Genomic DNA, 12,660 nt, shown 5'->3' with positions numbered 1-12,660 from the left:
GCACGACGTCGCGGTGGTAGGAACCGGTGGCGTCCAGCAGCAGCAAGGTGTGCCCGGTCGGGGCGGTGTCCATGATCACGAAGCGACGCTTCGCCTCGTTCACGGCCCGGGAGAAGGCCTGGAAGACGGCGATCTCCTCGGTGCACGGGGAGCGCAGGTCCTCCTCCAGGGCCGCCCGGCCCGCCTCGTCCAGGGCCGCCCCCCCCCTGGTCCGCAGCACCGTCGCACGGTAGCGCTCGGTGGCGGTCACGGGGTCCGGTGGCGAGGTGTCCGGCACCAAGGCCCCGCCTCCGCGCGCTGGCGGCGCGACGTTTGACGGCTCTGAGTAGCTCAACGATCATTGAGGTAATGGTCACTGATCGACAGGCGCGACTGCAGCGTCGGGCCGCCCTCCACGCGGCGCTGGCCGATCCGGCACGGCTGCGAATCGTGGACACGCTGCGCCTCGGTGACGCCGCCCCCTCCGAACTTGCCGAGGCCGTCGGCGTGCCTTCGAACCTGCTCGCACACCACCTGAAGGTGCTCGAGCGGGCGGGCGTCGTCAGCCGCACCCGGTCGGAGGGCGACAAGCGCAGGTCGTACGTCCAGCTCGTCCCGGGCGCGCTCGACGGCCTCGTCGCCGGCGATGTGCGGCCGGTGACCCGGGTGCTGTTCGTGTGCACCGCGAACTCCGCCCGCTCCCATCTGGCGGCCGCGCTCTGGCGCCGGGCCAGCGAGATCCCGGCCGTCTCCGCCGGCACCCACCCGGCCGCGCCGTCGCCGCCGGCGCCGTGGACGCCGCGCACCGCCACGACCTCACGCTGCCTCAGGTCCGGCCCCAGCACGTCGACGGCGTGCGTGCCGACGGCGATCTCGTGGTGACGGTCTGCGACCGCGCCCACGAGGAGCTCGGCTTCCCGGTCGATGTCCACTGGTCCATTCCCGACCCGGTCCCCACCGGCACCCCGGAGGCGTTCGACCGCACCGTGGAGGAGATCGGCCGCCGCGTCGACAACCTCGCCCCGCGCCTGTCCCTGCCCACCAGCCCCACCAGCGTCGCGGTCCCCGCGATTCCCTGAGCACTAAGGAGAACCCATGTCGGAGCGCCCCAGCGTCCTGTTCGTCTGCGTCCACAACGCCGGCCGGTCCCAGATGGCCGCCGCCTGGCTGAACCATCTCGCCGGCGGCGCGATCGAGGTCCGCTCCGCCGGCTCCGCCCCCGCCGAGCAGGTCAACCCGTCCGCCGTCGAGGCCATGGCCGAGGTCGGCATCGACATCGCCGCCGAGACGCCCAAGGTCCTGACGACCGAGGCGGTGAAGGAGTCCGACGTCGTCATCACCATGGGCTGCGGCGACGCCTGCCCCATCTTCCCCCGGCAAGCGCTACGAGGACTGGCAGCTCGAGGACCCGGCCGGCAAGAGCGTCGAGGGCGTGCGGCCCGTGCGCGACGAGATCAGGACCCGCGTGGAGGCGCTGGTCGCCGACCTCCTGCACGCGGACGCCTGATCCGCGCTCCGGACACCCCGCCGGGCACGAGCACGTTCGTCACGCTCGACACGGGGGCCGCCACGAACCACGACCGCGTCGATCCCGACGTCGGTGCCGCGCTCCGGCACAAGGCGGCCGGCGACGAGCGGCCGAGGCCCGACGAACGTCGGTGGACGCCCGCTCAGGTCTGGGCGGGCGCGCAGCAGCCGTCGTCGCACGCGCACCCGTCACCCTCGTCCTGGGCGAGAAGCACGCCGACGGGCGTGCAGCAGGCGTCGCCGCGCCAGGCCTCGAGGCCTTCCTTGACCGCGACGCCGGCGATGACCAGGGCGGCCAGAGGGTCGGCCCAGCCCCATCCGAGGGTGGAGTTCAGCACCAGACCGACCAGCAGGACGCCGGAGAGATAGGTGCACATCAGGGTCTGCCTGGAGTCGGCCACGGCGGAGGCGGAGCCGAGCTCGCGGCCGGTGCGGCGCTCGAACCAGGACAGGAACGGCATGACGGCCAGGCTGACCGCGGCCAGGACGATCCCGACCGTCGAGCGGTCCGGCTCCGCCGCCCCCAGGAGCGTGCGCACGGCGTCGACGGAGACGAACACCGCCAGACCGAAGAAGGAGACCGCGATGAACCGCATCGCGACGCGCTCACGCCGGTGCGGGTCCCTGGCGGCGAACTGCCACGCCACGGCGGCGGCCGAGAGCACCTCGACGATCGAGTCGAGCCCGAAGCCGATCAGCGCGGCAGAGGACGCGACCCGCCCGGCGGAGATGGCGACCACGGCCTCGACGACGTTGTAGGTGATCGTCGCCGCGACCGTCAGCCGCACACGCCGTTCGAGCGCGGCCCGGCGTGCGGCGGACAGGGGACGGGCACCGAGCGACATCGCGGTCATAAGCAGGTGCACCCTTCGGGCGAGCAGCACGTCGGATCGACGGTCACCACGAGCTGGAGCAGGTTGCTCAGCGCCGGTGCGAGATGAGGGTCCGCCAGGCGGTACCAGGTGTACCGGCCGTCGGGCACGGCCTCGACCAGGCCGCAGCCGCGCAGGCACGCGAGCTGGTTGGACATCACCTGCCGTGAGACGCCCAGCGCGTCGGCCAGCCCGGAGGGGCGGGCCGGCGCCTCCCGCAGGGACAGCAGGATGCGCGCCCTGGTCTCGTCCGACAGGGCATTCCCGAGCCGCGCGAGCGCCGCGGTGTGCGTCAGCGTGACGGTCCCCATGACCGATGACGTTACACGACAGCGTGTACGGAGCTTGGGCGGGAGTGGGGAGAACGGTCGCGGCGACGCCGTGGTCGTCGCCCACCTCCCGCCCAAGAGTCGTCACGGACTGCTGCGTCACCCTGGCCCCCGGCTCTACGCCCCTCGGGCGCCCCGACCGCGGGGACGTCACCGGCGCACTCCTCAGCATCCTGACCGGACCGGGAACCTGCCGGGCCGAACGGACACCACCGCTTGACGGGGCGCGGGGAACCGTGAGGACCGGACCTTACCGACTGAGCAGGACGACAGGTGCATTCAGGCTCCGTTCAGGCAACCCTCAGCACAGTGGGACACGCAATGAGGCAACCACACACGAGGGAGTCACCCGATGTCTCACAAGACCCTTCTCGGCGGGTTCGCAGCTGCGGCCGTCGGCCTGTCGATGCTCGGCGGTGCGCTCCCTGCGTCCGCAGCCACCACCACCTCCTTCGCGCCCGCAAGCCAGAGCGCCTACCACCACGACAACGAGTGTTGGAACGTCCACTTCTTCAAGCACCGCGGCCACTGGGACGTGAGCTGGCGCGACGACCACGGCAGGCACCGCGAGCACGCCGGCTCGTACCGCAAGGCCGTGAAGGAGTTCAAGGACCACTGCGACGACCACCGCGGTCACCGGTACGACCGCGACCACCACGACCGGTACGACCACGACAAGAAGTACGACCGCGACCACGACCGCGACCACGACAAGAAGTACGACCGCGACCGCGACCACGACAAGAAGACGACCGCGACCACGACCGCGACCACGACAAGAAGTACGACCGCGACCACCGGCGGGCGGCGCCGGGTCCCGGACCGTTCCCGCCGGCGCCGTCAGCCCCGACGACGGCGCGGACGACCTGCCGTACGAGTTCTGACCCGACCGCGCTCGCCCGAGCGCCACCGCCCACCGCCAGCACCCTCCCGACGACGCCCCCACCACCGCCCCGGGTGGTCCGATCACCACCCGCCCCCATCTGACCCGAGGAACCATGCGCACCGCCGAGATCCGCACCCGCTGGCTGGACTACTTCGCCAAGAACGACCACCACATCGCGCCGAGCACCTCGCTCGTCTCGCCGGATCCCTCGATCCTGTTCACGATCGCCGGCATGGTGCCGTTCATCCCCTACATCGTGGGCACGGAGAAGGCGCCCTGGCCGCGGGCCGCCAGCGTGCAGAAGTGCATCCGCACGAACGACATCGAGAACGTCGGCCGCACCACGCGGCACGGCACCTTCTTCCAGATGTGCGGCAACTTCTCCTTCGGCGACTACTTCAAGGAGGGGGCTGTCGACTACGCCTGGGAGCTGCTCACCAGCTCGCAGGACGACGGCGGCTACGGCCTCGAGGGCGACCGCCTCTGGGTGACGATCTGGGACCAGGACGCCGAGGCGCACGCCGCCCTGACCAGGGTCGGCGTCGACCCCGCGCACATCGTTCGGCTGCCCCGCGAGGAGAACTTCTGGGACACCGGCCAGCCCGGCCCCGCCGGCCCGTGCGCGGAGTTCCACTACGACCGCGGCCCCAAGTACGGCCCCGACGCCGAGGGCGGCACGGTCGACCCGGGCGGCGACCGCTACCTCGAGGTGTGGAACCTGGTCTTCGACCAGTACCTGCGCGGCGAGGGCCGCGGCAAGGACTACCCGCTCCTGGGCGAGCTCGACAACAAGGCGATCGACACCGGCCTGGGCCTCGAGCGCGTCGCCTACCTGCTCCAGGGCAAGGAGAACATGTACGAGATCGACGAGGTGTTCCCCGTCATCTCGGCCGCCGAGGAGATGTCCGGCAAGACCTACACCCTCGGGACGAACAGCCAGGACCCCGACGACGTGCGGCTGCGCGTGGTCGCCGACCACGTCCGCTCCTCTCTCATGCTCATCGGCGACGGCGTGCGCCCGGCCAACGACGGGCGCGGCTACGTGCTGCGCCGCCTCATCCGCCGCGCGGTGCGCTCGATGCGCCTGCTCGGCGTCGAGGACCCCAGCCTGCCGGTGCTCCTGCCCGTGTCGAAGGACGCCATGAAGGCGTCCTACCCGAACCTCGAGCAGGACTTCGACCGGATCTCCCAGGTGGCCTACGAGGAGGAGGAGGCGTTCCGGCGCACGCTCACCTCGGGCACCACGATCCTCGACACCGCGGTCGCGAAGGCCAAGCAGGCCGCCCCGAAGGCCCCCGTCCTGGGCGGGAAGGAGGCGTTCGCCCTCCACGACACCTACGGCTTCCCGATCGACCTCACCCTCGAGATGGCGGCCGAGCACGGCGTCGACGTCGACGAGGCGGGCTTCCGCCAGCTGATGGACGAGCAGCGCCAGCGCGCCCGCGCGGACGCCCTGGCCAAGAAGACCGGCCACGTCGACACGTCGCTGTACGCCGAGCTCCAGGAGCGCCTCGGCGGGGACGTGCAGTTCCTCGGCTACACCGACGCGACGGCGGAGGCGCGCCTCGTCGGCCTCCTCGTGGACGGCCGTCCGGCGCCCGCGGCCACGGCGCCGGCGGACGTCGAGGTCGTCCTCGACCGCACCCCGTTCTACGCCGAGGCCGGCGGCCAGCTCGCGGACCAGGGCACCATCGCGTTCGAGGGCGGCGCCCTCGTCGACGTCGCGGACGTCCAGGCCCCGATCCGGGGGCTCTCGGTCCACCGGGGGCGCCTGACCGAGGGCACGCTCACCCTCGACGAGAAGGGCGTCGCGTCCATCGACACCGCCCGGCGCAAGGCGATCGCCCGCGCGCACACGGCCACCCACATGGTGCACAAGGCGCTGCACGAGCACCTCGGCGACCAGGCCACCCAGGCGGGCTCGGAGAACGCCCCGTCGCGGCTGCGCTTCGACTTCCGCCACGGCTCCGCGGTGCCCGCGAACGTCCTGGGCGAGATCGAGGAGCGGGTCAACGCCCAGCTCGCGGAGAACCTCGACGTCACCGACGCGTCATGGACATCGACGACGCCCGCGCCGCCGGCGCCATGGCGCTGTTCGGCGAGAAGTACGGTCGGCGCGTGCGCGTCGTCTCCATCGGCGGCGACTGGTCCAAGGAGCTGTGCGGCGGCACCCACGTCCCGGCGACCGGTTCGATCGGCCTCGTCACGGTGCTCGGCGAGGCCTCGATCGGCTCCGGCGTCCGCCGGGTCGACGCCCTCGTCGGACAGGGCGCCTACGGCTTCCAGGCCAAGGAGCACGCCCTGGTCGGCCAGGTGACGAACCTCGTCGGCGGGCGGCCGGAGGAGCTGCCCGAGCGCATCGACGCCCTCATGAACCGCCTCAAGGCGGCCGAGAAGGAGCTGGCGACGCTCCGCCAGGCCCAGCTCCTCGCAGGGGCGGGCAGGATCGCCGACGGCGCGGCCGTCGTGGGCGCCGCCCGCGTCGTCACCCACGACGCCGGCGAGGTCGCCTCGGGCGACGACCTGCGCACCCTCGCGCTCGACGTCCGCTCCCGCCTCGGCGACGCGGCGCCCGCCGTCGTCGCGGTCGGCGGCGTGGCCAAGGGCCGGCCCCGCCGTCGTCGTGGCCACCAACCCGACGGCGCGGGAGGCCGGCGTCCGCGCCGGTGCGCTTGTCAAGGTCGCGGCCACCACCCTCGGGGGCGGAGGCGGTGGGAAGGACGACGTCGCCCAGGGCGGCGGCACGGACCCCGCCGCGCTCGGTCAGGCGCTCGACGCCGTCCGGGGCGAGGTCGCGGCCCTGGTGGACTCGTGAGCACGGGACCGTCCGGCGACGGTCGGGTCCCGCACGACGTGGGGTCTTCCGGCGGGTCCGGGCCGCCGGCGCTCCGGCGCGGCGTGCGCGTGGGGATCGACGTCGGGACCGTGCGCGTCGGCGTCGCCCGGTGCGACGCGGCCGGGATCCTCGCGACTCCGGTGCGCACCGTCGCCCGCCGCAAGGACGGCGCCGACGTGACCGAGATCGCGGAGCTCGTCCGGGAGCACGAGGCGATCGAGGTGCTGGTCGGGCTGCCGCGGAGCCTCTCCGGCGCCGAGGGGCGATCCGCCCAGGCCGCCCGCGGGTACGCTGTGCGGGTCGCGGCCGCCGTCGACGTCCCGGTACGACTCGTCGACGAGAGGCTGACCACCGTGAGTGCGCACCAGGCGCTGCACGCCTCGGGCCGACCCGGCCGGAGGCACCGCGAGGTGGTCGACCAGGTGGCCGCGGTGATGATCGTGGAGCAGGCGCTCGAGGTCGAACGACGCTCGGGGAACCCCGCGGGTGAGCTCGTCCGCCCGCAGGGCCCGGCGCGGGACGAGGAGAACGCGTGAACAACCTCTTCGAGGGGACCCGGATGCAGGACGAGCGGGTCGAGCCCCGGCGGGACCGGCGGGAGCAGCGCCGCGCCGCCGAGGCGCGCCGGCGTCGGCGGCGCCGGCGATCTGTCGTCGTGCTCGCCGTCGCGGTGGCCATGGTCGTCGCACTGACCGTCTGGGCGTTCCCGCGGGTGCGGGACATGGTCGTGGACCGTCCCAGCGCCGCCGCGACGGACTTCCCCGGGCCGGGTCAGGGGGAGGTCGAGATCCAGGTCCCGTCCGGCGCGTCGGGTGCCGAGATCGGTCTCATCCTCGAGGAGGGCGGGGTGGTCGCCTCGCAGCGCGCCTTCACCGAGGCGTTCAGCGAGAACGTCAACGCCGCGCGCATCCAGCCCGGCACCTACACGCTGCTGCAGGAGATGGCGGCGGCCGACGCCGTCGCCGCGCTCCTGGACCCGGCGAACAAGGCCGAGGTCACCATCACCGTGCCCGAGGGCTTCCACGCCGACCAGGTGTACGAGCGCATCGCGAACGTCGCCGAGCTACCGCTGGAGGAGGTGGAGGCGGCCGCGGCGGACCCCGCTGCGATCGGCCTGCCCGAGGAGGCCGGCGGCAAGCCCGAGGGCTGGCTCGCGGCGGCCACCTACTCCTTCCAGCCGAGCGACGACGCCGAGACGATCCTCGCCGCCATGGTCGACCAGACCGTGTCCCGTCTCGACGAGCGCGGCGTGCCCGCCGACCAGCGCCAGGAGGTCCTCACGAAGGCCTCCATCGTCGAGCGCGAGGTGAACCTTCCCGAGTACTACGGCCACGTCGCCCGCGTCATCGAGAACCGCCTCGTCGACGACGGCGACGTCAACCACCGCCTGCAGATGGACTCGACGGTGCTCTACGGCGTCGGCAAGGTCGGCGGCGTGCCCACCCGGGAGGACCTGGAGAGCGACACCCCGTACAACACGTACAAGAACCCCGGTCTGCCACCCACGGCGATCGGCGCCCCCGGCACGGCGGCGATCGACGCCGTGCTGAACCCGCCGGCCGGCGACTGGTTGTACTTCGCCACGGTCAACCTCGACACCGGGGAGACCAAGTTCGCGGCGACGCTCGAGGAGCACAACGCCAACGTCGCCGCGTTGCGCAAGTGGCTGGCGGACAACCCGCAGTCGGAGGGGTAAGGCCGTCACCCGGGGGCCCCGGTCGGACGGGCGCCCGCGGGCGGAGAGGTAAGGCCGTCACCGGGGCCCTGGTCGGACGGTGCCCGCGGGCGGAGGGGAAGGCCGTCACCGGGGGACGGGGCCTGGGTCGGAGGCGCCCGCGGTCGTCACGGTCCGGGACCGGCCGCTCCCGGCCACGTGGCCGCCCCGTCCCACAGTGTCGCCCCGCCCCTGTGGACGGACGGACCCCGGAACGCTGGTTGCCTGGTAGACCTGGGGTGTCGGTCGTCGGAAGGGGGCGTGCATGTCGGTGGTGGGGCAGGACCTGTCGGCACCGGGGGTGGTGCGACGCGCCGCGGTGCTCGGTCACCCGGTGCGGCACTCGCTCTCGCCCGCGCTGCACCGTGCCGCGTACGCGCAGCTTGACCTGGACGGGTGGGCGTACGGTCTGCAGGACGTCACGGCGGCGGAGCTGCCGGCTGTTCTCGCGCAGGTCGACGGCACCTGGGGCGGGCTGTCGCTCACGATGCCCCTCAAGCAGGCGGTGATCCCCCTGCTCGACGTCGTCGACCCGCTCGCCGAGGTCACCGGCGCGGTGAACACACTCGTGGTCCAACCGGGCAGGGACGGCCGTGCGGGGCCGTTCGTGGGGTTCAACACCGACGTGCGCGGCATCGTCGAGGCGCTGCGCGAGGTCGCTCCGCCGGGGTGGCGGCCGCAGCGACCCCTGGTGCTCGGCGCCCGTGCCACGGCGTCGTCGGCGCTGGCCGCGTTCGGCCGCGGCGCACGCCGGGGCGACCGGTGGGCCCCGCGAGCGCGCGCCACCGGCCGCCGTGGTGATCGTGCGCCGACGTCGCATGCCGACCGTCAGTAGGTGGTCGGCCCCGTGGGCGGAGCCGTCTCCCTGGGAGGAACGGTGCCGCCGCGCGGCATGCCGTCCTGGATCGGGTGCCCCCCGTGGAGCGCCCGGGCCTTCAGCGCCTCGTACTCCGACTGGGTGATGTGGCCGGCCTCGAGGAGCGCTCTCGCCTTGCTGATCTCGTCGCTCGGGCTGCTGCCCGCCACGTCCTTGATGTAGGCCTCGGTCTCCCGCTGAGCGGTCTCCATCGCGCGCACGTTGCGCTGGGCCATGCCCTTGCCCCGCGCGATGAGGTAGGTCAGCGCGGTCAGGAACGGCACGAAGATCAGGAAGAACACCCAGACCGCCTTCCACCAGCCGCTGAGCTCATGGTCGCGGAACAGGTCACCGATGATCTGGAAAAGGATGACGAGATAGGCGGTGAAAGCGAAGATCCACAGGAACCACCACACCACCTCACCGAAGTTCTCCCAGAAATCCATCAGGACCACCACCCCTCCTCGGCGGGATCCGAGGGGCTCCCGACCAGCCGTCTCGACCGGACGTGCCCTCGGTCCCAGCGCACCTCACGTTAGGGAGGGCAGGACTGCGGGACACCCACCGGAGTGGACGAGATGCGTTGCGCGACACCGTCCCGCCGACCGACGCGGAGAAGCCGGCCTCCACCGCTCTGACCTGCACAGATGCGCCGCACGGGCGGACATTCCGTCGGCCGGCCCCGCGGCGGACGTTGGTGCTGCGGCGTCAGGATCGTCCGGCGCGGACGATGCGCACGGGCGCGGCCGGCGCCTCGGCCTCGGGCGATGCGCGCGGGCCCGGTCGTCCAGGTTCGTGGGCCCGTCCGGTCAAGTGCTGATCCGGCGGCCCCGCTCACGCGACCGGGGGCACCGCCCACGTGGCGGGGACGTCAGCGCCGCCCTCCTCGGAGATGCGCGGGCCCACCTTGAGGTAGGCGGGATGGCGCAGCAGACGCCCGGCCACGAGCGCCTCGCCGAGGTGGAACGCGGTCGCACCGACGAGCAGTCCCGACGGGACGAAGGAGAGGAGACGCCCGATGTCGCGCAGGTCGGCCTCCGAGCTCATGCGCATGAGGACGAGGTTGTCGCACTGGGAGACGACGTTCTCGTCGAGCTTGTGCGGTCGCTGCGTCGAGAGGAGGAGATAGAGGCCGTACTTCCGGCCCTCGGCCGCGATCTGCACAAGGGCGCCCGCGGAGAGGCCGCTGAGCTCGTCGGGCGGCTGCGCCGGCCCGACGTTGTGCGCCTCGTCGACGACGACGAGGAACGGTTCACGCCGCGTCCGCAGGTCCCACAGCGTCGTCAGGACGGCCGCCGCGACGAGCCGCTGCTCCCCCGCGGTCGCCAGCGAGCCGAGGTCGACGACGGTGCACCGGGCGGTCGGCCGGCGCAGCTCCTCGACGAGCGAGGGCAGCGTCGGGCTCCAGAGGTGCCAGTCGAGGACCCCGAGGTTCGCGGCGCGCTGGCCGAGGCGGTGCCCGGCCGGGTCCTCGGTGCGGAGCAGCTCGTCGGGCTCCACCAGGGCCTCGCCGGCCCGGCGCCTGTGCAGGAGGTCGGTCAGCGCGGCGTACTCCTCCCGGTCCGCGAGCGGGTCGAGACCGAGGACGGCGGCCTGGACCGCCGGGGTGAGGTCCGCGAAGGCCAGCCTGAGCGGGTGGTCGGCGGCGGTGTCGTCCCGCCAGACCGCGACCCCGCCGGCGACGGAACCGTAGCGGGCGGCCACCTCGGGCGCGGTGCCCGGACGCACCCGGCCCAGGCCGACGTAGTCGGAGTTCGGGTCCAGCACGATCACGGGCAGGCTCGTCCCCAGCAGCACCTGCTCGAGCAGGCCGCCGAGGGCGTAGGTCTTCCCGGAGCCGGACTGCCCGCAGAAGAAGGTGTGCCGGCCGAGCCCGCCGGCGTCGAGTCCGGCGGGGACGCCCGGGGCGTGGAGCAGCTCGCCGACGAGGAGCGTGCTGCGCGGGGAGCGGCTCCGCTCCAGCCAGGAGCCGACCTCTGCCGCGGTCGCCGGCCGTACGGCCGCCTCGTGGAAGGGCCGGCCGTCGGAGTCGACGACGATCCCGCTGCCGCGCGCGAGCTGGAGCTCGACGGCCCCGGCTCCCTCCGCCGTCTCGCTACGGACGCGTTCCGCCGCGATGTCCGTGATCAGCCCGAGCCGCACCGCCCCGCCGTCGTCACTCTCGAGCGCCACGTACCCGCCGCGGCGCAGCTGCAGACCGTGCAGCGAGGCCTGGAAGGTGAACCGTGCCCCCTCCACGGACGTCGCGAGCGGCAGGATCGTGCGCTCGACCTGCTCACGCGTACGTCGGTAGGAGGTCACGCGCCGGTCCAGCTCGGCATCGAGGTCGCTCATCGCTGCGTCTCCGTCCGTCGTGTCCGTGGCTTTTCCCCGGACGCCTCGTGCGGGACACCGGTCTCCCCGGCACCGCCTCCCTCGCGCGCACCTGGCCGCCGGGCCACGGTCCCCCGGCCCCCGCCCTCGTCCCTGGCATCTGGCCGCCGGGCCACGGTCCCCCGGCCCCCGCCCTCGTCCCTGGCACCGGGCTGCCGGTCGGGGATGGCGTCGGTGAGGAACATGGCTGCGAGCGCGATCACGGCCAGCACGGCGAGGGCGGCACGCAGCCCCTGGACACGGGCCTCGCTGTTCTGGTCGGCGACCGCGGTGGCGGTGGCGCCGTCCACGCCCGTGTCCGCCAAGGCGCTCTGCAGCTGGGCGTCAGAGATGAACGGCACCCCTCCGGCGAGCTCGACCTCAGCCTGGGACGCCACCTCTTCCGGGACGTCGGGGTTGTTCTGGATGCCGGAGAGGAAGGAGCTGGTCAGCGCCGCGACGAGCACCGCCCCGCCAAGTGCCGTGCCGACGGACGCACCGAGGTTCGTCCCGGTGTTCTGCAGTCCGCCCACCTCCGAGCTCTGATCGTCCGGCACCGAGGAGACGGTGACGCTGCCCAGCTGCGAGGCCAGCGCACCGATGCCCAGCCCCGCGAGCAGCAGGGGCCACGTGACGATCTCCGGACCGGACCCGAGCTCGAGGAGCACGAAGAGGGCTGCGATCCCCGCGAACAGCATGAGGAACCCGAGCCGGACCACCCGGCGCGGGGAGACGTCCGGGAAGAACTTCGGGATCCCCGCGGCGGCGAGCAGCAGCGTCGCCGAGAGCGGCAGGATCCGCACGCCGGTGGCCACCGCGGAGAGTCCGAGCGCCACGGAAAGATACAGCGGCACGATGAAGAAGAGCCCCGCCTGCAGCAGGTACTGGAAACCGAAGGAGGTCAGGCCGCCGCGGAGCAGGCGGTTGCGGAGGATGCCGGGCTCGACGAGCGTCGGCCGTCCGAGGCGCTCCCGGCGGCGGACCCACAGCTGGAACGCCCGCAGCACGAGGCCACCGGCGAGCACGAGCCAGATCGCCGGGGAGAGCCCGAGCCACGACGGCGCCCCCGCCCTGGGGACGACGAAGCCCCAGGCCCCGCCACGCAGGATGCCGAGCACGACGAGAGCCAGGCCGAGGCCGGACAGCACGGTGCCGACGAGATCCAGGCCGGCCGAGGGGTCCGGCGGCTCGGCGGTCATCCGACGGGCGAGCACCAGGATCGCGGCGACGATGACCACCTCGCCGGCGAAGACCCACCGCCACGACGCGTACGTCGTCAGCAGACCCCCCGATGAGCGGACCGACGGCG

At 73.3% G+C, this 12,660-nt stretch carries 11 protein-coding genes and 3 pseudogenes; 7 read left to right on the top strand and 7 right to left on the bottom strand.

Annotated features, from left to right (window positions below):
• Positions 1–85: 85 nt before the first annotated feature.
• Positions 86–220: pseudogene (locus DA06_RS09480) on the bottom strand (hypothetical protein); the annotation flags it as partial.
• Between the two features lie 128 nt (positions 221–348).
• Between DA06_RS09480 and DA06_RS09475 the strand changes: the two are divergent.
• The 3 genes and pseudogenes from DA06_RS09475 to DA06_RS09465 all read left to right on the top strand — a co-directional run bounded on the left by DA06_RS09475 (position 349) and on the right by DA06_RS09465 (position 1,486).
• Positions 349–861: a helix-turn-helix domain-containing protein gene (locus DA06_RS09475; protein WP_418607524.1), complete on the top strand. Its 513-nt coding sequence runs from the start codon at positions 349–351 to the stop codon at positions 859–861.
• The gene (locus DA06_RS09470; RefSeq protein ID WP_418607523.1) at positions 834–1,058 is read left to right on the top strand and encodes a hypothetical protein; all 225 of its coding nucleotides are present in this window, start codon (positions 834–836) and stop codon (positions 1,056–1,058) included. Before DA06_RS09475 ends, DA06_RS09470 begins: the two co-directional genes overlap by 28 nt.
• A gap of 16 nt (positions 1,059–1,074) precedes the next feature.
• Positions 1,075–1,486 (top strand): annotated as a pseudogene (locus DA06_RS09465) (arsenate reductase ArsC).
• A gap of 163 nt (positions 1,487–1,649) precedes the next feature.
• Here DA06_RS09465 and DA06_RS09460 read toward each other — a convergent pair.
• The 3 genes from DA06_RS09460 to DA06_RS09450 form a co-directional block, all read right to left on the bottom strand.
• Positions 1,650–2,360: a cation transporter gene (locus tag DA06_RS09460; protein WP_043499388.1), complete on the bottom strand. Its 711-nt coding sequence runs from the start codon at positions 2,358–2,360 to the stop codon at positions 1,650–1,652.
• Positions 2,357–2,689 carry an ArsR/SmtB family transcription factor gene (locus DA06_RS09455; protein ID WP_043499386.1) on the bottom strand — a complete coding sequence of 111 codons (333 nt, stop codon included), beginning with the start codon at positions 2,687–2,689 and terminating at the stop codon, positions 2,357–2,359. The genes DA06_RS09460 and DA06_RS09455 overlap by 4 nt, the downstream gene beginning before the upstream one ends.
• Before the next feature lie 319 nt (positions 2,690–3,008).
• The gene (locus tag DA06_RS09450; protein WP_418607519.1) at positions 3,009–3,446 is read right to left on the bottom strand and encodes a hypothetical protein; all 438 of its coding nucleotides are present in this window, start codon (positions 3,444–3,446) and stop codon (positions 3,009–3,011) included.
• A gap of 259 nt (positions 3,447–3,705) precedes the next feature.
• On the opposite strand from DA06_RS09450, the pseudogene alaS reads away from it, so the two are divergent.
• The 4 genes and pseudogenes from alaS to DA06_RS09430 all read left to right on the top strand — a co-directional run bounded on the left by alaS (position 3,706) and on the right by DA06_RS09430 (position 8,978).
• A pseudogene (gene alaS / locus DA06_RS09445) lies at positions 3,706–6,408 on the top strand (alanine--tRNA ligase).
• The gene (gene ruvX / locus DA06_RS09440; protein ID WP_043499376.1) at positions 6,405–6,965 is read left to right on the top strand and encodes a Holliday junction resolvase RuvX; all 561 of its coding nucleotides are present in this window, start codon (positions 6,405–6,407) and stop codon (positions 6,963–6,965) included. The pseudogene alaS and the gene ruvX overlap by 4 nt, the downstream one beginning before the upstream one ends.
• The gene (gene mltG / locus DA06_RS09435) at positions 6,962–8,125 is read left to right on the top strand and encodes an endolytic transglycosylase MltG (RefSeq protein WP_418607517.1); all 1,164 of its coding nucleotides are present in this window, start codon (positions 6,962–6,964) and stop codon (positions 8,123–8,125) included. Before ruvX ends, mltG begins: the two co-directional genes overlap by 4 nt.
• Positions 8,126–8,408: 283 nt before the next feature.
• Positions 8,409–8,978 carry a shikimate dehydrogenase family protein gene (locus tag DA06_RS09430; RefSeq protein WP_418607515.1) on the top strand — a complete coding sequence of 190 codons (570 nt, stop codon included), beginning with the start codon at positions 8,409–8,411 and terminating at the stop codon, positions 8,976–8,978.
• On the opposite strand, the gene DA06_RS09425 is transcribed toward DA06_RS09430, so the two are convergent.
• The 3 genes from DA06_RS09425 to DA06_RS09415 form a co-directional block, all read right to left on the bottom strand.
• On the bottom strand, positions 8,972–9,445 hold the full coding sequence (locus DA06_RS09425; protein WP_418607951.1) for an SHOCT domain-containing protein: 474 nt from the start codon (positions 9,443–9,445) through the stop codon (positions 8,972–8,974). The two genes, DA06_RS09430 and DA06_RS09425, sit on opposite strands and share 7 nt — an antisense overlap.
• Positions 9,446–9,833: 388 nt before the next feature.
• Positions 9,834–11,333, bottom strand: coding sequence for an ATP-binding protein (locus tag DA06_RS09420; RefSeq protein ID WP_052436570.1), 1,500 nt, complete (start codon positions 11,331–11,333; stop codon positions 9,834–9,836).
• The gene (locus tag DA06_RS09415; RefSeq protein WP_418607513.1) at positions 11,330–12,589 is read right to left on the bottom strand and encodes an MFS transporter; all 1,260 of its coding nucleotides are present in this window, start codon (positions 12,587–12,589) and stop codon (positions 11,330–11,332) included. The genes DA06_RS09420 and DA06_RS09415 overlap by 4 nt, the downstream gene beginning before the upstream one ends.
• Positions 12,590–12,660: the final 71 nt, after the last annotated feature.

It is taken from the genome of Georgenia sp. SUBG003 (genome assembly GCF_000715355.2).
In the GTDB taxonomy this organism is placed as follows: Bacteria; Actinomycetota; Actinomycetes; order Actinomycetales; family Actinomycetaceae; genus Georgenia.
The sequence above is the reverse complement of the archived record's forward strand: the minus strand, read 5'-3'. Positions and strand labels throughout refer to the sequence as shown.